At 37.6% G+C, this 26,950-nt stretch carries 24 protein-coding genes; 14 read left to right on the plus strand and 10 right to left on the minus strand.

Annotated features, from left to right (window positions below; genetic code table 11):
- Positions 1–4 precede the first annotated feature (4 nt).
- The 5 genes from HMPREF2813_RS03675 to HMPREF2813_RS03695 form a co-directional block, all read right to left on the minus strand.
- On the minus strand, positions 5–1,837 hold the full coding sequence (locus HMPREF2813_RS03675) for a penicillin-binding transpeptidase domain-containing protein (RefSeq protein ID WP_048946874.1): 1,833 nt from the start codon (positions 1,835–1,837) through the stop codon (positions 5–7).
- 11 nt (positions 1,838–1,848) lie between these two features.
- Positions 1,849–2,172: a cell division protein FtsL gene (ftsL, locus tag HMPREF2813_RS03680; RefSeq protein ID WP_005647600.1), complete on the minus strand. Its 324-nt coding sequence runs from the start codon at positions 2,170–2,172 to the stop codon at positions 1,849–1,851.
- A 2-nt stretch (positions 2,173–2,174) separates the two neighbouring features.
- Positions 2,175–3,140: a 16S rRNA (cytosine(1402)-N(4))-methyltransferase RsmH gene (gene rsmH / locus HMPREF2813_RS03685; protein ID WP_048946873.1), complete on the minus strand. Its 966-nt coding sequence runs from the start codon at positions 3,138–3,140 to the stop codon at positions 2,175–2,177.
- A 30-nt stretch (positions 3,141–3,170) separates the two neighbouring features.
- Positions 3,171–3,626, minus strand: coding sequence for a division/cell wall cluster transcriptional repressor MraZ (gene mraZ / locus HMPREF2813_RS03690; protein ID WP_014550931.1), 456 nt, complete (start codon positions 3,624–3,626; stop codon positions 3,171–3,173).
- Positions 3,627–3,827: 201 nt separating this feature from the next.
- Positions 3,828–5,414: a carbon starvation CstA family protein gene (locus tag HMPREF2813_RS03695; protein ID WP_048946872.1), complete on the minus strand. Its 1,587-nt coding sequence runs from the start codon at positions 5,412–5,414 to the stop codon at positions 3,828–3,830.
- 196 nt (positions 5,415–5,610) lie between these two features.
- Here HMPREF2813_RS03695 and HMPREF2813_RS09535 point away from each other — a divergent pair, with 196 nt between their 5' ends.
- Positions 5,611–5,841 carry a zinc ribbon domain-containing protein gene (locus tag HMPREF2813_RS09535; RefSeq protein ID WP_005663910.1) on the plus strand — a complete coding sequence of 77 codons (231 nt, stop codon included), beginning with the start codon at positions 5,611–5,613 and terminating at the stop codon, positions 5,839–5,841.
- A 648-nt stretch (positions 5,842–6,489) separates the two neighbouring features.
- Here HMPREF2813_RS09535 and tal read toward each other — a convergent pair.
- Entirely contained in the window at positions 6,490–7,443 is a 954-nt protein-coding gene (gene tal, locus HMPREF2813_RS03700) for a transaldolase (protein WP_005690695.1), read from the minus strand.
- Positions 7,444–7,737: 294 nt separating this feature from the next.
- On the opposite strand from tal, the gene HMPREF2813_RS03705 reads away from it, so the two are divergent.
- The 5 genes from HMPREF2813_RS03705 (at position 7,738) to oppF (ending at position 13,285) form a co-directional block, all read left to right on the plus strand.
- Positions 7,738–9,363, plus strand: a complete 1,626-nt coding sequence (locus tag HMPREF2813_RS03705; RefSeq protein ID WP_042602000.1) for an ABC transporter substrate-binding protein — start codon at positions 7,738–7,740, stop codon at positions 9,361–9,363.
- Positions 9,364–9,443: 80 nt separating this feature from the next.
- Positions 9,444–10,364, plus strand: a complete 921-nt coding sequence (oppB, locus tag HMPREF2813_RS03710) for an oligopeptide ABC transporter permease OppB (RefSeq protein WP_048946871.1) — start codon at positions 9,444–9,446, stop codon at positions 10,362–10,364.
- A gap of 9 nt (positions 10,365–10,373) precedes the next feature.
- Positions 10,374–11,309, plus strand: a complete 936-nt coding sequence (gene oppC, locus HMPREF2813_RS03715; RefSeq protein ID WP_048946870.1) for an oligopeptide ABC transporter permease OppC — start codon at positions 10,374–10,376, stop codon at positions 11,307–11,309.
- Between the two features lie 9 nt (positions 11,310–11,318).
- Entirely contained in the window at positions 11,319–12,290 is a 972-nt protein-coding gene (locus HMPREF2813_RS03720) for an ABC transporter ATP-binding protein (RefSeq protein WP_005647625.1), read from the plus strand.
- Positions 12,287–13,285, plus strand: a complete 999-nt coding sequence (gene oppF / locus HMPREF2813_RS03725; protein WP_005657282.1) for a murein tripeptide/oligopeptide ABC transporter ATP binding protein OppF — start codon at positions 12,287–12,289, stop codon at positions 13,283–13,285. Before HMPREF2813_RS03720 ends, oppF begins: the two co-directional genes overlap by 4 nt.
- Before the next feature lie 39 nt (positions 13,286–13,324).
- Here the strand turns inward: oppF and HMPREF2813_RS03730 are convergent, their stop codons facing one another.
- Complete coding sequence (locus HMPREF2813_RS03730; protein ID WP_005667527.1) at positions 13,325–14,191, minus strand: VirK/YbjX family protein; 867 nt, start codon at positions 14,189–14,191, stop codon at positions 13,325–13,327.
- A 104-nt stretch (positions 14,192–14,295) separates the two neighbouring features.
- Between HMPREF2813_RS03730 and yihA the strand changes: the two genes are divergently transcribed.
- A complete protein-coding gene (gene yihA, locus HMPREF2813_RS03735) occupies positions 14,296–14,913 on the plus strand; it encodes a ribosome biogenesis GTP-binding protein YihA/YsxC (RefSeq protein WP_005667528.1) in 618 nt (205 codons plus the stop codon).
- 114 nt (positions 14,914–15,027) lie between these two features.
- Positions 15,028–16,557, plus strand: coding sequence for a YifB family Mg chelatase-like AAA ATPase (locus tag HMPREF2813_RS03740; protein WP_005647634.1), 1,530 nt, complete (start codon positions 15,028–15,030; stop codon positions 16,555–16,557).
- A gap of 33 nt (positions 16,558–16,590) precedes the next feature.
- Here HMPREF2813_RS03740 and deoC read toward each other — a convergent pair whose 3' ends face one another.
- A complete protein-coding gene (gene deoC / locus HMPREF2813_RS03745) occupies positions 16,591–17,262 on the minus strand; it encodes a deoxyribose-phosphate aldolase (RefSeq protein ID WP_005690707.1) in 672 nt (223 codons plus the stop codon).
- A 110-nt stretch (positions 17,263–17,372) separates the two neighbouring features.
- Between deoC and HMPREF2813_RS03750 the strand changes: the two genes are divergently transcribed.
- Complete coding sequence (locus tag HMPREF2813_RS03750; protein ID WP_005686413.1) at positions 17,373–17,876, plus strand: protein disulfide oxidoreductase; 504 nt, start codon at positions 17,373–17,375, stop codon at positions 17,874–17,876.
- A gap of 52 nt (positions 17,877–17,928) precedes the next feature.
- Positions 17,929–18,855 (plus strand): ADP-glyceromanno-heptose 6-epimerase, encoded by a 927-nt coding sequence (gene rfaD, locus HMPREF2813_RS03755; protein WP_005690709.1) that lies wholly within the window; start codon positions 17,929–17,931, stop codon positions 18,853–18,855.
- A gap of 50 nt (positions 18,856–18,905) precedes the next feature.
- Here rfaD and xylB read toward each other — a convergent pair whose 3' ends face one another.
- Both xylB and xylA read right to left on the minus strand, forming a co-directional pair.
- Positions 18,906–20,387, minus strand: coding sequence for a xylulokinase (gene xylB, locus HMPREF2813_RS03760; protein WP_032826718.1), 1,482 nt, complete (start codon positions 20,385–20,387; stop codon positions 18,906–18,908).
- Between the two features lie 56 nt (positions 20,388–20,443).
- Entirely contained in the window at positions 20,444–21,763 is a 1,320-nt protein-coding gene (gene xylA / locus HMPREF2813_RS03765; protein WP_005690713.1) for a xylose isomerase, read from the minus strand.
- A 212-nt stretch (positions 21,764–21,975) separates the two neighbouring features.
- Between xylA and HMPREF2813_RS03770 the strand changes: the two genes are divergently transcribed.
- The 4 genes from HMPREF2813_RS03770 to waaF all read left to right on the plus strand — a co-directional run bounded on the left by HMPREF2813_RS03770 (position 21,976) and on the right by waaF (position 26,947).
- On the plus strand, positions 21,976–23,148 hold the full coding sequence (locus tag HMPREF2813_RS03770; RefSeq protein WP_011272389.1) for a MalY/PatB family protein: 1,173 nt from the start codon (positions 21,976–21,978) through the stop codon (positions 23,146–23,148).
- A 1-nt stretch (position 23,149) separates the two neighbouring features.
- On the plus strand, positions 23,150–24,556 hold the full coding sequence (gene nhaC / locus HMPREF2813_RS03775) for a Na+/H+ antiporter NhaC (protein ID WP_048946869.1): 1,407 nt from the start codon (positions 23,150–23,152) through the stop codon (positions 24,554–24,556).
- Positions 24,557–24,667: 111 nt separating this feature from the next.
- Positions 24,668–25,831, plus strand: a complete 1,164-nt coding sequence (locus tag HMPREF2813_RS03780) for a XylR family transcriptional regulator (RefSeq protein ID WP_011272388.1) — start codon at positions 24,668–24,670, stop codon at positions 25,829–25,831.
- Between the two features lie 75 nt (positions 25,832–25,906).
- On the plus strand, positions 25,907–26,947 hold the full coding sequence (gene waaF, locus HMPREF2813_RS03785) for a lipopolysaccharide heptosyltransferase II (RefSeq protein WP_011272387.1): 1,041 nt from the start codon (positions 25,907–25,909) through the stop codon (positions 26,945–26,947).
- Positions 26,948–26,950 lie beyond the last annotated feature (3 nt).

Consider the following 26,950-nt stretch of genomic DNA (forward strand, 5'->3'; position numbering starts at 1 on the left):
TTCCTTAATTCACTTTTTGATTCTTGTGATCGCCAATATAAACAATACGTTTTGTAGTTTTCGTTGTTGTGTTTTCAGCTGATTCAGCATCTTGCGGAATAGCATTTGCACGTAACGCATAACCCATAATGCTAGAGAATACAGGGGCAGAAACCGCACCACCATAATATTCGCCTGCTTTTGGATCATTGATCAAAATCACTAAAGCATAACGAGGGTCACTAATTGGTGCAATACCCGCAGTAAATGCCACATATTTCTTTACATAATGTCCATTTTCAATCTTACGTGCCGTACCCGTTTTCACGCCGACGCGGTAGCCTTCCACCATTGCGCGTTTATTTTTAATTGCGACTTTCTCTAAAATTCCCACAATATCTTTAGTTATTTTTTCAGAGAAAACCCGTTTCCCAATAACTGGCGGATCAACTTTAGTGATAGAAAGCGGGCGATAAACACCGAAACTACCAAGGGTTGCATAGGCACGAGCAACTTGTAAAGGTGTCGCAGTAATACCGTAACCATAAGCGACTGTTGCACGTTCAATATCTGCCCAGCGTTTACGGTTTGCGTTCAAAATCCCAACTTGTTCACCGATCAAGCCTAAATCTGTCGGTTTACTTAAACCTGCATTCTGATAAGTTTCCATTAATGCACTAGGTGGCATACGTAATGCAAGACGACTTACACCACGGTTACTAGAGTTCATTAAAATCTCGTCTAAAGTTTGCTGAGCACGTGGTGCAACGTCCACAATTTCTTTACCGCTTAATTTAAAGGACGTAGTATCAATAATTTCATCTCGTTTAACTACACCTCGTTGAAGTGCGGTTAAAACAACGAAAGGTTTTACCGTAGAACCTGGCTCAAAAGTATCGGTAATTGCACGGTTACGCATTAACTCTGATTTCACGCCGACACGGTTGTTTGGATTATAAGAGGGCGCAGTCGCCATAGCTAACACTTCCCCAGTACGAACATCAACTAACACCGCAGTACCAGATTCTGCATTATTCTCAGACACCGCCTTTTTAATCTCACGATACACCATAGATTGCAATTTTTCATCGATACTTAAGGTAACATCTTGTGCATCATATTTTTTCTCATCGGAGATATGTTCAACAATATTTCCTCGTTTATCTTTACGAACAGTACGTGAACCGTCTTTACCAACAAGCAGGGAATTAAAACTTTTCTCAATGCCTTCAATACCATTTCCATCAATATCCGTATAACCCACCACGTGTGCAGCTTCTTCTACACGAGGATAAAAACGGCGATGCTCTGTTTCTAAAATAATACCCTTAATTTTTAATTTACGAATATAGTTAGCTTTACTTAATTCAACTTGACGTGCTAAATACAAATAACCAGATTTAGAATTTTTCTCAATTTTTTTCACTAAATCATTTTTAGTCATACCTAATTCTTCGGCTAAAGCTGCAATTCGTTCTTTATCCGCAAGCGAATTTTCCTTCAACATCGTTTTTGGATCTGCCACAATCGCGCTCATCGGCACGCTTACAGATAAAAGCTGACCATTACGATCTAAAATAGAACCACGCACCGATAATACTTCATCTTTACGCAAAGAACGCTTATCCGCTTCATTTGATAACGTATCGGCATTAATAGATTGAACATAAGCTGCTCGTGCGACTAAAGCACACAGACCGAGTAAAATAAGAACCGTAGAAAGCATATAACGTCCACGCATAAAGCATTTTTCAAACACCTTTTGAGACTTGTTTTGCTTTACAGTTTCAGGTGCGGTCAATTTTCTAATTGTTTTTTTTGACTTACCTGATTTACGCGAGGAATTAAATTTCACCATTTTTTTACCTATTATTCTCTAATTTCAACTTCTTGCTCTGAAGAAACAACTTTCATTTTTAATGTACTAATCGCAATAGATTCTACACGCGTGCTATCCCCTTCCGTAGCTTCCTGCACTTGTAAATTACGGTATTCATTCTCAAGTGCTTGACGCTGTAAAATTAACATTCCATTTTCAGAAATTAATTGGCGAGTTTTATGGGTTATCCAAATCGTTCCCATTGCAGAAACTAAAATCCCTATTAACAGCAACACCACTAACTTATTTGAAGAAAATAAATCTTCGACTAAAATCTGCTGTAACGGATAACGAGGCTTATTATTTTCAGACATCGCTAAATTCTCTCTGCCACACGTAATATGGCACTTCTTGAACGAGGATTTGCTTGAATTTCTGCATCACTTGGCTGAATGGCTTTACCAATAATTCTTAATTTTTGATTACGCTGAATTTGATCTTCTCGCAATGGTAAACCTTTGGGAATATCCTCGCCCTTACTTTGTTTTTTCATAAAATGTTTCACCATTCTATCTTCTAAAGAATGGAAACTAATAATTGATAAACGACCTTCTAGTGCTAACATATCTAACGCAGAATTAAGCAGACTTTCTAATTCATCTAATTCCGAATTAATAAAAATACGAATAGCTTGGAAACTACGCGTCGCAGGATGTTTATGTTTATCTTTAAAAGGAACTGCCTGTGAAATAAGTTCCGCCAATTGACTGGTACGCGATAAAAATTCTGTGCTATTTTTTACCGCACTTTTATTGAAATCAACAATAGCAGTGGCAATACGTTTAGCGAAACGCTCTTCGCCAAAAGTTTTCAACACCCAAGTTAAATCCTCAATGGACACTTGTTTTAACCATTCTTCAGCAGATAAACCTTGAGTTGTATCCATACGCATATCAAGCGGGCCATCTTTCATAAAACTAAAACCACGTTCTGCTTCATCAAGCTGAGGGGAAGACACACCAAGATCAAGCAAAATACCGTCAATTTTGCCCACTAAATTTAATTTGTCACAAATTTCAGGAATATGCGAAAAGCTGTTATGTTCAATCTGAAAACGCGAGTCTTGGATTTTGTGTGCTTCTGCAATAGCACGAGGATCGCGATCTACAGCTATCAAACGACCATTAGAAGAAAGTTGAGAAAGGATAAACCGAGAATGCCCCCCACGCCCAAAAGTACCATCAATATAAATGCCATTCTCCTTCAATGCCAAGCCATTCACGGCTTCGTGAAGTAAAACTGTAATATGTTCAGATGAAGAAAAGGAATTTTCGCTATTCATAAATTTAAGATAAAAGTACTACATTATTTTCTATAATGAGAAATCATTTAACGCATCAGCAGCAAAATCTGTGCTGGAGCCAATTTCTATATCCTCTGCAATTTGAGTATGCCATTCTACATCGCTCCAAATTTCAAATTTATTAAGTTGCCCTACCAACATTAAACCTTTTTCTAATTTTGCGTGTTGGCGTAATGGCCCACTAAGCAAAATACGACCCTGAGCATCCATCTCACATTCAGTGGCATGGCCAAGCATTACTCGCTGCAAACGGCGTTGGGTAGGATCAAAGTTAGAAAGTGCGAGAAGTTTTTGTTCGATTTTTTCCCATTCATCAAGGGGATAAAGTAAAAGACAGGGTTGGCGAATATCTACAGTACAAACCATTTTCCCTTGGTTCTTTTCAAGAATTTCAGCGCGATAGCGAGTTGGAATCGCTACACGTCCCTTAGAATCTAAATTAACCGCCGTTGCACCACGAAACATATTACGCCTTAAAAATTGAACTTATTTTTAGAAAATCTCTAAAAATCTCCACAAAACACCACTTTTCTCCACTTCTGGCAAGTTTATAATTTGTTCGCTCAACTTGCAAGTAATTCCACATTAAAGCAACTGATTTTTATCAAAATAAAAAAGCCGTTTGAATAAACAATTCAAACGGCTTTTTTCATCAAATTTTATTGACTAATTATTTATATAAGCTTCTTCATCTCGCGTACCTAATGGTTTAAGCATTGTGAAGAACAATACGATACAAACGATGGTTGTTGCTAAACCAAGATACACAGAAAGCTGATAATCTAAGCCGAAACCAATTTTGTTGTAGAACAAATAAGTTGCACATACTGTTGTGATAAACCACGCAGGAATTGAAGCAACCCAGTGGAATTTATGATAACGATATAAATATGCCGCTGCAGTCCATAACATTACCATTGCTGTCATTTGGTTTGCCCAAGTGAAATAACGCCATAATACGCTGAAATCAATGGTTGAAATAAAATAACCTAATACAAACAACGGCACAGCAATTAATAAACGTTTAGGTAATGAACGTTGATCAACATTAAAAATTTCGGCTAACTGTAAACGTGCAGCACGGAATGCAGTATCGCCAGAAGTAATAGGAAGAACAACCACGCCTAATACGGCAAAAATACCACCAATAAAACCTAAGAAGTGTAACGAACTATCATACACAACTTTAGATGGAGAACCTGCTGAAATTGCATCTTGTAACGCTTGTGGGTTTTCATAGAATGCAAGACCAACCATACACCACACTAATGCAATCACACCCTCTGCAATCATTGCACCGTAGAAAATGAAGCGACCTTCACTTTCATTTTCTGCACAACGCGCCATTAATGGAGTTTGCGTTGCGTGGAAACCTGATAATGCACCACAAGAGATAGTTAAGAATAAAAGTGGCCAAATTGGAACATCACCTTTCACTTGGAAGTTTTGTGTAAATTTCGCCCAAGTTAAACCCTCGCCATCAGCATTGATTGTACGGAAAAACTCAATTGGATCTGTTGCACTAAAATGTGAGGCTACTAATCCATATACCATACCAACTGACATAAAGAGTAATAACGCGCCAAAGAGCGGATAAATTCGACCAATAATCTTATCAACTGGAAGTAAGGTCGCAAGAATATAATAAGCAAAAATAATCGCTGTCCACACAGCAACCACTGTTGCTTTATCCATTCCCCATACTTTAATCCCGCCAGCTTCAACAGAATGATGAACTGCCTCTGCATCACCAAGCACTAACGCACCTTGCGAAGCACCAAATACATCCATTGTAATGGTACCCATCAATTGAGCTGGGCTTGCCACAAACACAACACCGACAAGTAAAAGCAACACAAGTGCTAATGTATTGATAAAGACTTTAACGGGACGACCTAAAAACTTACCCGCCAAATATGGCATTGTTGCGCCACCGTGACGAATACTTAACATACCACAGAAATAATCGTGTACTGCGCCCGCAAAAATACAACCAATAACAATCCAAAGCATTGCAACAGGTCCATATAATGCACCAAGAATAGGGCCAAAAATAGGGCCTGTTCCCGCAATATTTAACAATTGAATTAGCCAAATTTTCGTTTTAGACATTGGCATATAGTCCACACCATCATTTACTTGGTAAGCAGGTGTTTGACGTTTTGGATTAATCACAAAAATTTTTTCGATAATTTTTCCATAAATAAAGTAACCGATAATCAACACGGCTACACAAAAGAAAAACCATAACATAGGAAGGCTCCTCAAAAAATAAAGTAAAAGTATTTATATGCCCTAAACAAGCGGCTGTATTCTATTTCAAATTACGTCAAATCAAAATTGAATTTAAAGATTTTTATAAGATTTGTGACTTGTATCACATTTGTAAAATCTAAAACATCCATTAAAATGCTAATAAATAAGTAATTGAATAGGTATAAAAGCAAATATGTCCTTAACAAGATGCCCTGAATGCAGAAAAAAGATTAGTGAAAATGCAGAAAATTGCCCTAATTGCGGCTTCTCTTTCAAACAAAAAGATCTAGAGATGTACAAACAAAGATTAGAAGCTCGACGCTTACATAATGAAGAAGTCAATCGTAAAAGCACAAAACTCCACATAATTTGGTTTTGCATCTTTGCTATTTTTATCGCAGTCACAAGCTGGATGGTAAATTAATCTATCAATGATAAATTTATTAAGGAGTTACTATTAACTCAAAAAGCTGATAAAAATTATAATTCTATTTATAACTTACAATGGCTTGATGAAAATACATCGAAAAAAAGATGCTTCTCTTGAAGAATGGTAGATAAAAATGCAAAATCTAATATAACCTCTTTTTTCGACAACCATCTTTATACCTGATGTGAACTTATCTATTGGTAATTTTGATCAATTCTTTGAGGAAAGAAAAATTATCTTAATTAAGAAATTAAGTGATTTATTAAGCTAATTTATAATCATATATCAAATGGTAGTCATTCTGGAATGTATAAAATCTTAAGAGAACTACCACTTTTATCTGATTATCGCAAGTTAAAATTCTAACTACTAATTTAGTATAAATTAAAAATATAATTTATCTTTATTAAAATATTTTTATAATAAATTTCATCTATTTTGTTATGAAAATGTATTACTTAATAATATTTCTGTAACCATTATCTATTGCCGCTAGGAGTAAATAAACAAAAATACACCGAATTTTTACCGCACTTTTATATCTTAATAAATAAAAAATCTGCACTCAAATTAGTTAAATATTTTCTTTAACTAATTCAAGAGCAGATTGAAGTGCGGTTATTTTTTATATTGAATTATAGATTAAAGTTTTGCTGAAAGCATGGTTTCCAATTTTTCTTGGTCAATAGCAAATTTACGAATACCCTCTGCTAATTTTTCAACAGCCATAGCATCGCTGTTATGTTGCCAGTAGAACTCAGCTTCTGTTAATGGTTGTGGTTTCGCTTTTACTTCGCCTTTGTATTCTAGTTTGCGTATAAGTGCGGTTGAATTTTCTTGTAATTCTTTCAGTAACGCCGGTGCAATAGTTAAGCGATCGCAACCTGCAAGTTCAGTAATTTCGCCTACATTACGGAAACTTGCGCCCATCACAACGGTGTTGTAGCCATATTCTTTGTAGTAATTATAGATTTTGGTAACAGAAATAACGCCTGGGTCTTCTGCTGGCGCATATTCTTTTTTGTCGGAGTTTGCTTTGTACCAGTCTAAAATACGACCTACAAATGGCGAAATTAAGTAAACGCCCGCTTCTGCACAAGCACGAGCTTGCGCTTCAGAGAATAATAAAGTTAAGTTACAGTTAATGCCTTCTTTTTCAAGGATTTCTGCAGCTCGGATACCTTGCCATGTGGAAGCGATTTTAATCAAAATACGATCATTTGAGATGCCAGCTGCATTATAAAGTGCGATTAATTTACGTGCTTTTTCAACCGTTGCTTGGGTATCGTAAGAAAGGCGAGCATCCACTTCAGTAGAAATACGTCCCGGAACGATTTTTAAAATTTCTAAACCAATATTTACCGCTAATTTATCTTCTGCATCAATAAGTTGCTGTGCTTTATTCGCACTTTGAGCTTTTGCATAAGCAATCGCTTCATCAATTAATGGTGCATATTGTGGTAATGCTGAAGCACTTAAAATTAAAGATGGGTTTGTTGTTGCATCTTGTGGTTGGTATTTTTTGATTGCATCAATATCGCCAGTATCAGCTACGACGACGGTCATATTACGAAGTGAATCTAACTGTGTTGTCATTGTATTCTCCTTGAATGGACTTGTTTAAATCTAATCGGGTTACGATAGCACAATTAGCATTAAAAGGGTAATTTATGTAGGAAAATATTTACAATAGGAAAAATCAATACATCCTAGATTCCCCCCTCTCATATCATCACTTTTAGCAATTTTTTTAGCGATTTATTAGACACAACTCACAAAACTCAATTTTTCTTCAAATAATTTCCTGACAAATCTTTACAAAAATGAATTTTTGAGCTAATAAGTAGAAGACTTTTTATAAAAATATCGCCTAATGACAAGGAGGCTCAAATGCAACACAAACTACTCTTCTCTGCAATCGCTCTTGCTCTTTCCTATTCTGCGCAAGCAGTTATAGTACCTGAAGGAACACAATTAGATGAAAAACAGCATATCGTGTTCAATAATGGGGCTGAACCACAAAGTTTTGACCCACACAAAACCGAAGGTGTGCCAGAATCTAACGTTGCTTATCAATTACTTGAAGGCTTAGTCACCTCAGACTCTGAAGGTAAACTTCAACCGGGTGTGGCTGAAAGCTGGGAAAATACACCTGACTTCAAAACCTGGACATTCCATTTACGTAAAGATGCTAAATGGTCAAACGGAGATCCTGTTACTGCACATGATTTCGTGTTTGCGTGGCGTCGTTTAGTGGATCCTGCAACTGCTGCACCTTACGCGAGTTACTTAAGTTATTTACAAGTTGAAAATGCACAAGACATTATTGACGGTAAGAAAAAACCGGCTGAATTAGGCGTGGAAGCAAAAGATGATTACACCTTTGTGGTTCATGCAATCAATCCTGTGCCTTATGCAGTCAGTTTAACGACTCACCAATCCTTATTGCCATTACCACAAAAAGTAGTCGAAAAATTGGGTGATGCATGGGTGAAAAAAGAAAACTACGTGGGTAACGGTGCGTATAAGCTGGCTAACCACATCATTAACGAAAAAATCGAATTTGAACGTAACCCACTTTATTGGAACGATAAAGAAACCGTAATCAATAGCGCGACATTCCTCGCCATTGAAAACCCAAGTACCGATGTAGCGCGTTATCGTGCGGGCGATTTAGACATGACCAGTTATGGTTTACCGCCAGAACAATTCGCTAAATTACAAAAAGAATTGCCAGGCGAAGTATACGTTACTCGTACCCTAGGAACTTATTCTTATGAATTAAACAATAAGAAAGCACCTTTTGATAACGTGAATATTCGTAAAGCCTTGAACTTATCCCTTGATCGTCATGTGATCACCGATAAAGTATTGGGCCAAGGTCAAACACCAACCTATGTGTTTACCCCAACTTACATCGAAGAAGGTCATCTCATTCAACAACCTGCTTATTCAAAAGAACCGATGGCACAACGTAATGAAGAAGCCATTAAACTCTTAGAAGAAGCTGGTTACAGTAAAGCGAATCCGTTGAAATTCAGCATTCTTTACAATACCAATGAAAACCACAAAAAAGTGGCTATTGCTGCAGCATCTATGTGGAAAGCGAACACCAAAGGTTTGATTGACGTGAAATTAGAAAACCAAGAGTGGAAAACTTACATTGATAGCCGTCGTGCAGGTCGTTACGATGCGGCACGTGCAGGATGGAGTGCGGATTACAACCAAGCAACAACATTCGGCAACTATTTCTTATCTAATTCTAGTAACAATACCGCGAAATACGCGAACCCAGAATATGATAAAGCGATGGCAGAATCTTACGCAGCAACTGATGCAGAAGGTCGTGCAAAAGCTTATGCGAAAGCCGAAGAAATTCTTGCAAAAGATTACGGTATCGTACCAATCTTTAACTATGTAAATCCACGCTTAGTGAAACCTTACGTAAAAGGTTATTCAGGCAAAGATCCACAAGATCATATTTACTTACGCAATCTTTATATTATTAAACATTAATTCGTTGCTCGTATTTAAGTGCGGTTAAAAATCGTCGTATTTTTTGACCGCACTTTTCGCCCATTTTGGTTGGAGTTGTTATGCTCAAGTTTATTTTTAAACGGCTGTTGGAAGCCTTGCCGACGCTGTTTATTTTAATTACTTTTTCTTTCTTTTTGATGCGTCTTGCCCCTGGCAGCCCGTTCACTTCTGAACGCGCTTATCCGCCAGAAGTCATGGCTAATATCGAAGCGAAGTATCATTTAAATGAACCATTATATAAACAATATTTCCTTTATTTAGAAAATCTTTCCAAAGGAGATTTTGGTCCCTCTTTTAAATATAAAGACCAATCAGTCAATGATTTAATCGCGTCAGCTTTCCCTGTTTCCATAAAATTGGGCATGGTGGCCTTCGCCTTTGCAGTCGTGCTAGGAGTAACAGCAGGTACGCTCGCCGCTCTGAATCAAAATAGCCGTTGGGATTATATTTTGATGAGTTTCTCGATGCTTGGGGTCATTATGCCAAGCTTCGTATTTGCACCTATTTTAGTGCTAATTTTCGCCATTTATCTAGGATGGCTGCCAGCTGGCGGTTGGAACGGCGGTACCGCCATATACATGATCTTACCTGTAGCCTCCTTAACTATCGCTTATGTTGCAGGGATTGCGCGTATCATGCGTGGTTCGATGATTGAAGTGTTACATTCCAACTTTATTCGAACCGCCAAAGCTAAAGGACTTTCCATGTCGAGAATCATTTTAAAACATGCTTTGCGTCCCGCACTTTTACCCGTGATAACCTATTTAGGACCTGCTTTCGTAGGGATTATTACTGGCTCAATGGTCATCGAAAGCGTATTTGGTTTACCTGGCATGGGGTTATTATTTGTAAACGGCGCATTGAACCGCGATTACTCTTTAGTTTTGAGCCTCACCATTTTAGTGGGGGCATTAACCATTTTATTTAATGCGATTGTGGATATTTTATACGCCATCATCGATCCAAAAATTCGTTATTAAGGATAAGTTATGACAGATTATCGTACTCAGTCGATTAATCAGAAAAATGCGGATTTTGTGGAACAAGTGGCTGACCGTATTGAAGAAATGCAACTGGAAGGCCGCAGCCTATGGCAAGATGCGAAACGCCGTTTTTTCCGCAACAAAGCGGCCGTTGTCAGTCTGATTATTTTGGCGTTTATTATTATATTTATCACCGTAGTGCCTTGGTTCTTCCCATTTACCTATGAAGATACCGATTGGAATATGATGAGCGCCGCACCAACAATGGAAGGCTATCACTTCTTCGGTACCGATGCCTCAGGTCGAGACTTGTTGGTACGTACTGCTATCGGTGGACGTATTTCATTATTGGTCGGTATTGCTGGTGCTTTCATTTCCGTGACTATCGGCACAATTTATGGGGCTATTTCCGGTTATGTAGGCGGTAAAACAGATATGCTGATGATGCGCTTTTTGGAAATTCTTAGCTCATTTCCATTTATGTTTTTCGTGATTTTGTTGGTGACCCTTTTTGGCCAAAACATTTTCTTAATTTTTATCGCTATCGGGGCCATTGCCTGGCTTGGTCTTGCACGTATTGTACGCGGACAAACCCTCAGCCTAAAAAATAAAGAATTCGTCGAAGCCGCCATCGTTTGTGGCGTACCTCGTCGCCAAATCATTTTGAAACACATTATTCCGAATGTATTAGGCTTAGTGGCAGTTTATGCCTCGCTTGAAGTGCCTGGGCTCATTCTATTTGAATCATTCTTAAGCTTCTTAGGATTAGGTACACAAGAGCCGATGAGTAGTTGGGGCGCACTCTTAAGTGATGGTGCTGCACAAATGGAAGTGTCGCCTTGGTTATTAATTTTCCCGGCATTTTTCCTTTGCCTTACCCTATTTTGTTTTAACTTTATCGGTGACGGGTTGCGTGATGCGCTCGATCCGAAAGATAGATAGGAGCGAATAATGAATCCTTTATTAGATGTAAAAAATCTCTACGTTCGCTTCAAAACACCAGATGGCGTCGTTACAGCAGTGAATGACTTAAACTTCACGCTGAATGCAGGAAGCACGCTGGGCATTGTAGGCGAAAGTGGATCAGGCAAGTCACAAACAGCCTTTGCTTTAATGGGTTTATTGGCAGCCAACGGTGAAGTGGAAGGCTCTGCCATTTTTGAAGGGAAAGAATTAGTTAATTTACCGAATGCTGAATTGAATAAAATCCGCGCCGAGCAAATTTCCATGATTTTCCAAGATCCAATGACGTCACTCAACCCATACATGAAAATCGGTGAACAACTCATGGAAGTGCTGCAATTGCACAAGGGCTATGATAAACAAACTGCCTTTGCCGAATCCGTGAAAATGTTAGACGCAGTTAAAATGCCAGAAGCTAAAAAACGCATGGGCATGTATCCGCACGAGTTTTCTGGCGGTATGCGTCAACGGGTGATGATTGCGATGGCCCTATTATGCCGTCCCAAACTACTCATTGCAGATGAACCAACAACCGCTTTGGATGTGACCGTTCAAGCACAAATCATGACCTTGTTAAATGAGTTAAAACACGAATTTAATACTGCGATTATTATGATTACCCATGATCTTGGGGTAGTGGCTGGTATCTGCGATCAAGTCATGGTGATGTATGCTGGACGAACCATGGAATACGGCACAGCGGAACAAATTTTCTATCATCCAACCCATCCCTATTCCATAGGCTTAATGGATGCGATTCCTCGCTTAGACGGCAATGAAGAACACTTGGTCACCATTCCTGGCAATCCACCGAATTTATTGCATTTGCCAAAAGGTTGTCCATTCTCACCTCGTTGCCAATTTGCTACCGAACAATGCCAAATTGCGCCAAAACTGACTACATTTAATCACGGTCAATTACGTAATTGTTGGTTATCAGCGGAGAAATTTAACCTATGACAGTCTCAAACAACAAAGAATTACTCCTTGAAGTCAATCACTTAGGCGTCAGTTTTAAAATTAAAAATGATAAATCCCTTTTCTTCGCCAAACCGCAAACCTTAAAAGCGGTGAAGGATGTGTCTTTTAAACTTTACGCAGGTGAAACTCTCGGCGTAGTAGGTGAATCTGGTTGTGGTAAATCCACACTTGCACGCGCTATTATCGGTTTAGTCGAAGCGAGTGAAGGGGAAATCTTGTGGCTTGGTAAACATTTACGAAAACAATCAGCGAAACAATGGAAAGAAACGCGTAAAGATATTCAAATGATTTTCCAAGATCCGCTCGCCTCTCTCAATCCGCGAATGAATATTGGCGAAATCATTGCTGAGCCATTAAAGATCTACCAACCGCACTTAAGTGCCGCCGAAGTGAAAGAAAAAGTGCAAGCTATGATGTTGAAAGTTGGGCTTTTACCGAACTTGATTAACCGCTACCCACATGAATTTTCTGGTGGTCAATGTCAGCGTATCGGTATTGCTCGTGCGTTAATCATTGAGCCCAAAATGATCATTTGTGATGAGCCCGTTTCAGCGTTAGATGTGTCGATTCAGGCTCAAGTGGTGAATTTATTGAAATCCCTGCAAAAAGAAATGGGGCTTTCCTTAATTTTTATCGCCCATGATTTAGCGGTGGTAAAACATATTTCTGACCGCGTATTAGTGATGTATTTAGGCAATGCAATGGAATTAGGCAGCGATGTGGAAGTATATAACGATACCAAACATCCTTATACCAAAGCCTTAATGTCTGCTGTTCCGATCCCCGATCCAAAATTGGAACGCAATAAATCCATCGAATTACTTGAAGGTGATTTGCCTTCGCCAATTAATCCACCGTCTGGTTGCGTATTTCGTACTCGCTGTCTAAAGGCTGATGAGAATTGTGCGAAACAAAAACCACCTTTCACCAGCCAAAACAACAGCCATTTTGTGGCTTGCTTGAAAGTCTTATAAAACAAAAAGTGCGGTTAAAATTCACCGCACTTTTTACTTTTACAATCCTAACTTTTCTTCAATTACCTTAGCCAAATCATCTAGCATCGCATAACGTTTACGATACATGGAACGTTTTTTACTTGGAATATCATCCAGATTTCTATCCATTTCTAAAGGCAATTCCCAGTAATCTTTTAATTCTCCGCCTGATTCGCCAAAAATTGCATCATAGTCCACTGTGTATTGTTTGCTTTGGATGAAGCGAGATTTATTTTGGTATTTTTGTGGAATGCCCAGTAATTTATTGTAGCCTAGTATTTTTGTGAGTGATTTCATGGTTTCAACCATTAAATAGGCAGGGCGTAAACCGTGGCATAATTTGGTTAGTTGTTTCACCATTTCCTTTGAGCCTTCAAAATTTGGCCCTTGTACAACAGCAATAAGCAACGCATCGCCTAATTTGGCAAAGGTAAGCAAATAAACTAATTCATTTCTTGGTTTATGCCATAGCTCCAATACCCAATATCCTTCCATTGGTTGATGGGTTGTCATGCTTAATGTCATTTCAAAATCAGGAATGACTTCGCCAAAACTTAGAGGTTTTTCCCATAACGGCGTAGAAAGTGCGGTAAGTTTTTCGGGTAAAAATAAAAGATTCTCACAAACGGCATGAAAACGTTGTGATGCGTTAAAACGCTTATCTAAAAAACGACAAGCAACAGGATAACTATAATCCAAGTGCGTATTAAAAATATCGACGAGAAAAGGATGTTGATTGATAAATTGTTCAAAGCGACGAATTGAACCACGATTTAAAAAGCTACGTAAGTTATAACGCCAATGTTTTGGTGCATCAAAACGCCCTGGTCGATATGGATAAATATCCTTAGATTGAGGCCATTGGTAAGTTGTTTTTGTTGTCATCTGGATTGCCATTAATTGATTATAATTTCAGAGAGAATTTTGACATAATTTCAGGAAATTTTCCATTTATGCTATTCTAAACACAATTTTTAAAAGGAATACTTATGTCTGAAATTAAACTTAATTACCACAAAACCCACTTTTTAACGAGCGCGCCGAATATTCGTTCCATTCCTGAAGATACGGGCATTGAAATTGCGTTTGCGGGTCGTTCAAATGCAGGAAAATCGACCGCACTTAATGCACTAACCAATCAAAAAAATTTAGCGCGCACCTCAAAAACACCGGGGCGCACGCAATTGATTAACTTATTTGAAGTAGAACCTAATTGTAAATTGGTGGATTTACCAGGCTATGGCTATGCCGCAGTGCCAGAGCAAATGAAAATCCAATGGCAAAAATCCTTGGGCAAATATTTGCAAAAACGAGAATGTTTGGCGGGATTGGTTGTGTTGATGGATATTCGCCATCCGCTTAAGGATCTTGACCAACAAATGATTGAATGGGCGGTTTCAGCAAATTTACCGATACTTTTATTGCTGACTAAAGCCGATAAATTGAGCCAAAGCGCACGTAGTAAACAAGTAAAAATGGTGCGTGAAGCAATTCTTCCATTTCAAGGCGATATACAAGTTGAGGCTTTTTCTGCACAAAATAAAATTGGTATTGATAAATTGGCGGCGAAATTAGATTTTTGGTTTTCGCCACTTTTTGCGGAATAACATATGAATTTTGCGATCTAGATCGCAAAAAAAGCACGGAATGAATGATTTCATTACGTGCTTTTTTTATAGTGCAAAAACTATCTTCATTTTTACCGCACTTTAAGGATTATCATGTCCCTTGCTATTGTTTACAGCCGTGCTTCTATGGGTGTGCAAGCACCGCTAGTCACCATTGAGGTGCATTTAAGCAACGGAAAACCAGGATTTACACTTGTTGGTTTGCCAGAAAAAACCGTGAAAGAGGCACAAGATCGGGTGCGTAGTGCGTTGATGAATGCACAATTTAAATACCCAGCCAAGCGTATCACAGTGAATCTCGCCCCTGCGGATTTACCGAAAGAAGGCGGAAGATTTGATTTGCCTATTGCTATCGGGATTTTAGCTGCATCGGATCAGCTTGATGCGAGCCGCTTAAAGCAATTTGAATTTGTGGCTGAACTTGCGCTGACGGGACAATTGCGTGGCGTACATGGTGTGATTCCCGCTATTCTTGCAGCGCAAAAGTCAAAGCGAGAGTTAATTATCGCGAAACAAAATGCTAATGAAGCCTCGCTCGTGTCTGATCAAAATACTTATTTTGCTCAAACGCTTTTAGATGTAGTGCAATTTCTCAATGGTCAGGAAAAATTACCACTCGCCACTGAAATTGTGAAAGAAAGTGCGGTAAATTTTTCAGGTAAAAATACGTTAGATTTAACGGATATTATCGGACAACAGCATGCTAAACGAGCATTGACCATTGCCGCAGCGGGGCAGCATAATTTGCTCTTTCTTGGCCCACCGGGTACAGGAAAAACCATGTTAGCCAGCCGCTTGACAGGGCTTTTACCTGAAATGACAGATTTAGAAGCGATAGAAACGGCATCTGTAACGAGTTTAGTTCAAAACGAGTTAAATTTTCATAATTGGAAACAACGTCCTTTTCGCGCACCACATCATAGTGCATCAATGCCAGCTTTAGTTGGTGGCGGAACGATCCCTAAACCTGGCGAAATATCCTTAGCAACAAATGGGGTACTTTTTCTTGATGAACTTCCAGAATTTGAGCGAAAAGTGTTAGATGCACTACGTCAGCCTTTGGAAAGTGGTGAGATTATTATTTCTCGTGCTAATGCCAAAATTCAATTTCCAGCTCGTTTTCAATTAGTGGCAGCAATGAATCCAAGTCCGACAGGCCATTATACAGGAACACATAACCGCACTTCACCGCAACAAATTATGCGTTATTTGAATCGACTTTCAGGGCCATTTTTAGATCGTTTTGATTTATCTATTGAAGTGCCTTTACTGCCACAAGGTAGCTTGCAAAATACGGGCGATCGTGGCGAAACCAGCGTGCAAGTTCGTGAAAAAGTGTTAAAAGTACGTGAGATTCAAATGGAAAGAGCGGGGAAAATCAACGCTTATTTGAACAGTAAAGAGATTGAGCGTGATTGCAAGTTAAATGATAAAGATGCCTTTTTCCTTGAAAAAGCACTGAATAAACTTGGGCTTTCTGTACGGGCTTATCATCGTATTTTGAAAGTTTCTCGAACCATTGCCGATCTACAAGGAGAACAACAAATTTCTCAACCGCACTTGGCGGAGGCCTTGGGCTATCGAGCAATGGATCGTTTGCTGCAGAAATTGTCGAATATGTAAAAACGCGTGGAAAGAATACCACGCGTGAAAGGATTAGTAAGTGCTTTGAGTGTCTTGCGTACCGCTAATAATTGCAATGCCAGCGCTTGCACCAATGCGAGTCGCACCCGCCTTAATCATTGCAAGTGCAGTTTCAGTATCACGCACACCACCTGATGCTTTAACACCAATATTGCCGACCGTTTGTTTCATCAATGCAACATCTTCTACAGTTGCGCCGCCTTTATTGAAACCCGTTGATGTTTTAACAAAAGCTACACCGATTTCTTTACAAATTTCGCAGGCTTTCACTATTTCATCTTTAGTGAGCAAACAAGTTTCTAAAATTACTTTTAATGGCGTGCCATTACAAGCATTAAATACAGCTTGAATATCTTGTTTTACTGCATCCCATTTTTGCGATTTTATCCAACCTACATTAATTACCATATCAATCTCATTTGCACCCGCTTTAATAGCTTCTTGCGTTTCAAATGCTTTGACAGAGGTTAAATTCGCCCCCAAAGGGAAGCCAACTACGGTACAAATTTTTACATTTGAGCCAGCAAGTTTTTCTTTAGCGAGTGGAATATAACCAGAATTGATACATACAGAATAAAATCCATGTTCAATCGCTTCATTACAGAGTGTCGAAATATCTTGTTCATTTTTTTCTGCGGTAAGTGCGGTGTGGTCGATATATTGAGCAAGTTGATTTGATGTCATTATTTTCCTCCTTTTATTTATGTTTTACCTATTGTAGCAAAAATTCTTTATTTTTGACTATGGTTGTACGCTCAATTACAATCATCTCAACAAGATAAGGAATAAATAAAATGAAGATTAAAAAATTACTCAAGAATGGATTATCCCTCTTTTTAACTTTTATTGTGATAACTAGCATACTGGATTTTGTTCGTCGCCCTGTAGTGCCAAAGGAAATAAATAAAATCACGTTACAAGATCTTCAAGGGAGTACGTTCTCTCTTGATAGTCTTGATCAAAACAAACCCACATTACTTTATTTTTGGGGAACTTGGTGTGGTTATTGTCGTTATACTTCGCCAGCAATTAATTCTTTAGCAAACGAAGGCTATCAAGTTGTATCGGTGGCATTACGCTCAGGCAATGAGGCGGACGTAAATGATTATTTAAGTAAGCATGACTACCACTTCACTACGGTTAATGATCCTAAAGGGGAATTTGCAGAACGATGGCAAATTAATGTGACACCCACAATTGTGTTGTTGAGTAAAGGCAAAATGGATCTTGTTACGACAGGCCTTACGAGTTATTGGGGATTAAAAGTGCGGTTGTTTTTCGCAGAGTTTTTTGGCTAAGCGGTAGAAAATCTATTACAATACGCAAACTTATTTTAAAGAGGACAGAATTATGATTATTGTAACAGGCGGCGCTGGTTTTATTGGCAGTAATATTGTCAAAGCATTGAATGATTTAGGGCGCAAAGATATTTTAGTGGTGGATAACTTAAAAGATGGCACGAAATTTGCAAATTTAGTTGATTTAGACATCGCAGATTATTGCGATAAAGAAGATTTCATTGCTTCTATTATTGCGGGCGATGAATTTGGCGATATTGATGCGGTATTCCACGAGGGGGCATGTTCTGCGACTACGGAATGGGATGGTAAATACATTATGCACAACAACTACGAATATTCTAAAGAGTTGTTGCATTATTGCCTTGACCGTGAAATTCCTTTTTTCTATGCCTCAAGCGCAGCAACTTATGGAGACACCAAAGTATTCCGTGAAGAACGTGAATTTGAAGGCCCATTAAATGTGTATGGCTATTCTAAATTCTTGTTCGATCAATATGTGCGTAACATTTTGCCAGAAGCAAAATCGCCAGTATGTGGTTTCCGTTATTTCAATGTTTACGGGCCGCGTGAAAATCATAAAGGTTCAATGGCGAGTGTGGCATTCCACTTGAATAACCAAATCTTAAAAGGCGAAAATCCAAAATTATTTGCAGGCAGCGAAGGATTCCGCCGTGATTTTGTTTATGTAGGCGATGTGGCTGCAGTGAATATTTGGTGTTGGCAAAATGGTATTTCGGGTATTTACAACCTTGGTACAGGAAATGCAGAAAGTTTCCGTGCGGTGGCTGATGCGGTAGTGAAATTCCACGGAAAAGGCGAGATTGAAACCATTCCATTCCCAGAGCATTTGAAATCTCGTTATCAAGAATATACTCAAGCAGATTTAACTAAACTTCGCTCAACAGGCTACGATAAACCATTCAAAACAGTCGCGGAAGGCGTGACTGAATATATGGCGTGGTTGAATAGAAAATAAATTATTAATGTAGTAAATCCCCTATAGCTTATCGGCATAGGGGATTTTATTTAATATAATTGTGATAAATGTATTAAATAACGCTCATAAGCACTTTGATAATTTTTCACCTGTGATAAGTTGGGATAAGCTTTTGAGTTTTCATCTAAGTGAATGAAGGTTTCGCATAAAAATTCCAGTTCTCCTTCTCCATTTGCCCACATAGCTTGAATTGCTCCTCCTAATGCAGCAGCTTCTTCTTCCTGCAAACATACCACTTCAGAATTCATCACATCAGCAATCATTTGCCGCCAAAATGAGCTTTTCGCGCCACCTCCAATTAGGCGAATTTGTGAGGTTTCGAGGCCAGCTTGACGAAATAAATCTAAGCCATAGCGAAGCGTAAAAGTAGCACTTTCCATCATTGCTCGACAAAGATTTTCTCGTGTGAAATTACTTGAATCTAATCCTAAAATGCTCGCTTTTGCATTGGGTAAAGGTGGAACTCTTTCACCATTAAAGAATGGCAAAATAGTGATGCCATTCGCGCCAATAGGTGCTTGTTGAGCAAGTTGATTTAATTCTTCAATATCAATATTGAGCAAATTCATTAGCTGTTTATTTGAGGAGGTTATATTCATTACACAAACCAGTGGTAACCAGCCATTATTACTTGAACAAAAATTTGCGATCATTGGTGGTAAATTAAGCAATGGCTTTTGCGTATAAGCATACAAGGTACCAGAAGTACCGAGACTCATCGTAGCAATCCCTTCTCGAATATTTCCTGTACCAATTGCTCCCATCATATTATCGCCTCCACCTGTGGAGACGATGACATTCTCATTAAAACCAAATAAAGTCGCAATTTCAGGTTTAATCACACCGATTTTTTGTTCAGCAGAAAGTAATTTTGGTAACACTTCATCCATATTTAATTCTGGTGCAAGATATTTGAAGACTTCTCTTTTCCATTCTCTTTTCACAACATCGAAATAACCACTACCAGAAGCATCACCAAATTCAGTGCAGAATTTTCCTGTTAGCCAATAATTTAGATAATCGTGTGGCAGCATGATTTTGCGAATATTGGCAAATTTGTCAGGATAATTTTGACGAAACCAACTTAGTTTTGAAGCTGTGTAACCAGTTTGGCAAATGATGCCTAATTTTTCAAATACGGCTGTTTGTCCGCCTAATTTTTCGATCAGTATATCATTTTCCGTAGCGGTTTCTGTATCACACCAAAGCTTAGCCTTATATAGAGGACGATCGTTTTTATCTAACATTACCAGTCCATGTTGTTGTCCTGAAATGCCTATTCCCTTCACTAAATTAGGTGAAAAGTGCGGTGAATTTTTTGCTTGTTTCAATGCAATTTGTAATGCTTGTTGTAATGCCTCAATCCACCAATTTGGTTGTTGTTCACGTCTTCCATTGGATTGTGTAATTAATTCATGTTTTGCGTAACCAACTCCAATCACTTTTTTTTGGACAGAATCAAGCACTATTGCCTTTGTTCCTTGTGTGCCACAATCAATTCCTATATACATAATGTCTCCTAAAATAAAAAAGTGCGGTGAAATACAACCGCACTTTTGCTTCATTTTTAGCTATAAATAACTTGGTTTACCAAATTTTCCAAATATTCTTGCTGACCTGAAACTGGTTTTGGTGCTAAATCTTTTTGTTGGACAAGTTGCGCAAGTGTTTCAAGTGAAGTTTTACCTTGCAAAATATGCTGACCAAGTTCACTATTCCAACCTGCATAGCGTGCATTAACAATTTTTTGTAAGGTTTTCTCTTGTAACATTTTTGCTGCACGTTTTAAGGATAATGCCAATACATCAATTGCACCGATATGAGCGTAAAATAAATCATAAGGATCAATACTTTGTCGGCGAATTTTCGCATCAAAATTAAAGCCTCCAGTAGTAAAACCGCCATGTTTTAAAATTTCATACATAACTAACGTATTTTCTTCAACACTATTTGGGAATTGGTCGGTATCCCAGCCTAATTGTGGATCGCCACGATTAGCATCAATTGAGCCAAAAATATCTAATGCACAAGCTGTTGCAATTTCATGTTGAAAGGTATGGCCAGCAAGCGTCGCGTGGTTAGCTTCAATATTAACTTTAATTTCTTTTTCTAAACCAAATTGTTTTAGGAAACCATACACTGTTGCCACATCATAATCATATTGATGTTTAGTTGGTTCTTGCGGTTTTGGCTCAATTAATAATGTACCTTTAAACCCAATTTTATGCTTATGTTCTACCACCATTTGCATAAAACGACCAATTTGTTCACGTTCACGTTTCAAATCGGTATTCAATAAAGTTTCATACCCCTCACGTCCACCCCATAATACGTAATTTTCTCCACCTAAACGTTGAGTGGCATTCATCGCATTAAACACTTGTGTTGCAGCCCAAGCAAAAACCTCAGGATTAGGATTGGTTGCTGCACCAGACATATAACGAGGATTAGTAAAACAATTTGCAGTTCCCCATAAGAGTTTTACACCCGTTTCTACTTGTTTGCGTTCTAAAATATCAACAATATGATGAAAATTTTGTACATATTCCCGCACTGAATTACCTTCAGGTGCAATATCAACATCATGAAAACAATAATAAGGCACGCCTAACTTATTCAAAAACTCAAAAGCAATATCGGCTTTTTGTTCTGCGCCAGCAAGCACATTTGGATTTTTCTGCCAACTTCGCTCCAAAGAACCTAGCCCAAACATATCATTCCCATTCCAGCAAAAGGTATGCCAATAACACACCGCCAAGCGTAAATGTTCAGCCATAGTTTTACCTAAAATTACTTGATTAGCATCATAATGTTTGAAAGCAAAAGGATTTGTGGATTTTTCTCCCTCAAAGGAGATTTTTTCAATTTTATCGAAATAGGTTGTCATAACATTTTCCTCTCTAGGTGATGAAATTTTTCGCATTTTTGTGAAAAACTAACTTTTCATCAATTATGTTATTTAATTTTTCTATGTTGATTATTTGCAACTGTGGCGTGGATCACAGTTGTGAAAAAACGTAATAGATAAAGTAGTTTTAGTAATTTTAATTCTTTTCTTCTTTGACTAAAGTAAATTTGCCTTATACATCAGGAGGAATAATGAATAATTTTTATAATTTTGATGTGATTATTGATCGTCTAAATACATTTAGTGCTAAATGGAATGTAGATAATGATATTATTCCAATGTCTGTTGCGGATATGGATATTCCAGCCCCTCAGATAATGATAGATGAATTAGAAAAATTTAATCGTTTAGGAATTTATGGTTATACTGAATTACCAGCCGACTATTACAAGATAATCAGTGATTATATTTTCGAACAATATCATTATTCTGTTCTCTCTGAAAAAATTGTATTTTGCCCAAGAATAATCCAAGCCGTATCTATTTATATACGAGCATTTACAAAAGAAAATGATGGAATATGTATTCTATCACCTTCATATAGTCCAATATTAAACACGATAAAATTAAATGACAGAAAATTATATCAATGTCCTTTGGTTTATGAAAATAGAAAGTATCATATTGATTTTCATTTATTAGAGGAATGTTTTAAACATTCTAAAGTATTTGTTTTAATTTCTCCTCATAATCCAACTGGAACGATTTGGAATAAAGAAGTCCTTATTAAAATTATAAACTTAGCTAAAAAACATAATGTATTTATCATTTCCGATGATGTCCACGCAGACTTTACACTAACAAATGACTCCCACTATTTAATATCATCATTAGATGAATGGGTAGCAAATCACTCAATGATCTGTTTATCCCCAGCAAAAACTTTTAATATTCCTGGATTGGAAATAGCTAACCTAATTATTGAGAATAAAGAAATTCGAGAAAAATTTATAAAAGAAATGATGGCATTAGGTATACATAATCCAAATTATTTCTCTATACCAGCTATTATTTCGTTATATAAATATTGTACTGATTGGGTAATCTATCTAAAAGAATACATAAAGAATAATAAGAAGATAGTAAAAGAATTTTTCAATGAGTATATTCCATTATTAGATATTACTGAAAGTGATGGAACTTATTTACTTTGGATAAACTATAAAAAGCTAAGTATAAATGAAAATGAATTAGCTTATTGGATTAATAATTTATCAAGAGTAAAAGTATCTTTGGGGAGTGAATTTGGCAAAGAGGGAGATGGTTTCTTTCGTATGAATGTCGCTATGCCTAGAAAAAAATTATTAGAAGCATTGAATCGAATCAAAAATGGGTTTTGTTTATTAAACAATAGGGAGATTTAATATGAAAACCACTCATCGCACAAGAATGCCAACAACATTAGAAGCTTTTTCACCAATCATTGTGATGCTATTACTGTTAGGGCTTGGGTATGCTTTATTTGATTTGCCAGCAGAGCCATTAATGATTATTTCAACGGTATTTGCTGGTTTTTTAGTTATTAAATTAGGTCATTGCTATTTAGATATTTTAGACGCCATTTCAGAAAAAATAGCTAAAACAATGCCTGCGCTATTAATTTTAATTACTGTAGGATTATTAATTGGAACTTGGATTAGTGGAGGAACAATTCCTATGATGATCTACTACGGACTAAAAGCAATATCACCAGAATATCTTTATGTGACAGCCTTATTCCTTACTGCTATTGTTTCCATTTGTACTGGAACCTCTTGGGGGTCAGCAGGGACTGTCGGTGTGGCATTTATGGGAGTTGCGATTGGATTAGACGCCAATTTGGCTGCTACGGCAGGTGCTGTGGTCGCTGGTGCGTATTTTGGAGATAAATTATCGCCATTATCTGATACAACCAATATTGCATCCGCAGCTGCTGGCGTAGATTTATATGAGCATATAGTTCACTTACTTTATACAACATTACCATCTTTTATTCTTTCGGCTACTGTCTATGTGGTATATGGTTTAAACTACGATTTTTCTAATGTAGCGACTCCAGAAAAAGTAAATACAATGATTCATGAGTTAGAGCAAGTTTATCATTTTAACTTTCTATTACTTATTCCAGTCGCTATTGTATTATGGGGATCTATTACTAAGAAACCGACTATTCCAGTGATGTTATTATCAGCATTTATCGCAATTATTAATGCTATCTTAATTCAAAAATTCTCTCTATCTGATGTGATTAATAGCGCAGTTAATGGATTTGATACCTCAATGATTCACCATACTTCAGTTAGCTCTGATTTAAGTCGTTTGTTGAATCGTGGTGGAATGAACTCAATGATGGGAACACTATTAATTTGTTTCTGTGCATTATCATTTGCAGGTGTATTACAATTGAGCGGTGCATTAACCGTGATTATTCAAAAATTACTCACCTTTGTTCATTCAACTCTTTCTTTGATTATTACAACGATTCTTTGCGGTCTAACAATGATTGGGGTTACTTGTAATGGGCAAATTTCTATTCTAATTCCAGGAGAAATGCTTAAAAATGCGTATGTAGAAAAAGGATTACATCCAAAAAATCTAAGTCGAACAGCAGAAGACTCCGCAACAATTATTGAACCTATTTTGCCATGGACTGCCGCAGGTGCATATATGGCAGGAACTTTAGGGGTAGCTACATTATCTTATTTACCTTGGGCAGTGTTGTGTTGGAGTGGTATTATCTTTGCTATTATTTATGGTGCAAGTGGAATAGGTATTGCGAAGCTAAAAAAATAAATGTGGTATTGGATATAAAAATGGCCAGTTATTCTGGCTATTTTTATCTTGAAGCTAAATATCTTTTCTATTATAACTTAAATAGCAATTTCCCATAGATAAGGATATAAAATGACGGAACAATACTACAAAATTGCCCTCTTATTTAATGCAAACAAAGTATATGATCGGCAGGTGGTGGAGGGTATTGGACAATATATTCAGGCATCGCAATGTATGTGGGATATTTTTGTAGAAGATGAATTTATCTATCATACTGATACTATTAATCAACTTTCTATTGATGGCATTATTGCAGACTTTGATGATCCAAAAACTGTTGAATTATTGCAACACACTCTTATTCCTACTATAGCAGTTGGTGGATCTTATAAACAAGCTGATTTTTATCCGCACTTTCCTTATGTAGCAACAGATAATATGGCATTGGTTGAAATGGCTTTATCTCATTTACAGGAGAAAGGACTGTCACAGTTTGCATTTTATGGTTTGCAAGTAAATACTCATAAGCATTGGTCTATAGAACGAAGAGATGCTTTTGTAGAGTTGATGGAGAAAAATCATTACCCTATTTACCTATATGAGGGTGTGCAGGTTCATGCTCAAAATTGGTTGGAAGAGCAACAAAAGCTAATTGTCTGGTTAAAATCTCTTCCTTCTCATACTGGTATTATTGCTGTTACGGATGCGCGTGCTCGTCATTTATTGCAGGCTTGTGAATACAGTAAAATTGCTGTACCTGAAGAGCTTTGTGTGGTTGGTATTGATAATGAAGAATTGATCCAATATTTATCGCGTATGTCCCTTTCCTCCGTAGAACAAGGCACGAGAGAGATTGGTTATCAAGCTGCGAAATTATTACACAAATTACTCAATGGTCAAAAAGTTTCACATACCCCTATTTTAATTCCACCGATTACCGTTCACTCTCGAAATTCTACAGATTATCGATCATTAACAGATCCGCTTGTCATTCAAGCAATGCATTATATTCGTCATCGTGCCTGTCATCGAATTAAAGTAGAACAAGTTTTAGATCATCTTGAAACCTCACGTTCTAATCTTGAACAACGTTTTAAGAATGAAATGAATAAAACAATTCACCAAGTCATCCACGAAGAAAAAATTTCCCGAGCAAAGAATTTATTACAACAAACAGATATTTCTATTCAAGAAATTGCTGAGATTTGCGGCTATCCATCAATTCAATATTTTTACTCTGTTTTTAAGAAAGAATTTGAAATGACTCCTAAAGAGTTTCGACTAAATTGTTAAAGGAGCATATTTTTATTCAACTCTGTGCCATAATAACAAGTATTTTTGACCGCACTTTTATCTGAAAGACAGAAAATGAATATTCTAATTATTGGCCCATCTTGGGTTGGCGATATGATGATGTCGCACAGTTTGTACCAGCAACTGAAAATTCAATATCCAAACTGCAATATTGATGTGATGGCACCGAATTGGTGTAAGCCTTTGCTTGCGCGTATGCCAGAAGTGCGTAAGGCGATTGAAATGCCATTAGGGCACGGAGCCTTTGAATTGGGAACGCGTTATCGTTTAGGTAAGGCATTGCGCAATCAATATGATATGGCGATCGTATTACCAAACTCCTTGAAGTCAGCTTTTATTCCCGCTTTTGCAAAAATTGCGGTGCGTCGTGGCTGGAAAGGGGAAAGCCGTTATTTCTTGCTTAACGATTTACGCAATAATAAACGTGATTATCCTATGATGGTGCAACGTTATGTCGCGTTAGCTTTTGAGCAAAATGCGGTACCGAAAGCGGCTGATATTCCTGTTCTAAAACCTTATTTAACCGTTGATCCCACTCAACAAGCTGAAACCTTAAAAAACTTTAAAAAACAAACCGCACTTTTAGGCGAGCGTCCAATTATTGGTTTTTGTCCTGGTGCGGAATTTGGCCCGGCAAAACGTTGGCCACATTATCATTATGCAAAATTAGCAGAAATGTTAATTACCCAAGGCTATGCTGTGGCGCTATTTGGTTCAGCTAAAGATGAACCAGTGGGAGAAGAAATTCGTCAAGCACTGCCAGAAGCGTTGCGTGAGTTTTGTGTCAATTTAGCAGGAAAAACCAACTTAAATGAAGCAGTGGATTTAATTGCAAATTGTACGGCGGTCGTGACCAATGACAGTGGTTTAATGCATATTGCGGCAGCAGTAAATCGTCCATTGATTGCACTTTATGGACCAACTAGCCCACAATATACGCCGCCGCTTTCAGATAAAGCAACGATTATTCGTTTAATTGAAGGTGGATTGATTAAAGTCCGTAAAGGCGACAAAGAGGGGGGGTATCATCAAAGTTTGATTGATATTACGCCAGAAATGGCATTAGAAAAATTGAACGAACTGTTGGCAAAATAATGA

The sequence above is a fragment of the Haemophilus sp. HMSC066A11 genome (genome assembly GCF_001811665.1).
Taxonomy (GTDB): Bacteria; Pseudomonadota; Gammaproteobacteria; order Enterobacterales; family Pasteurellaceae; genus Haemophilus; species Haemophilus influenzae.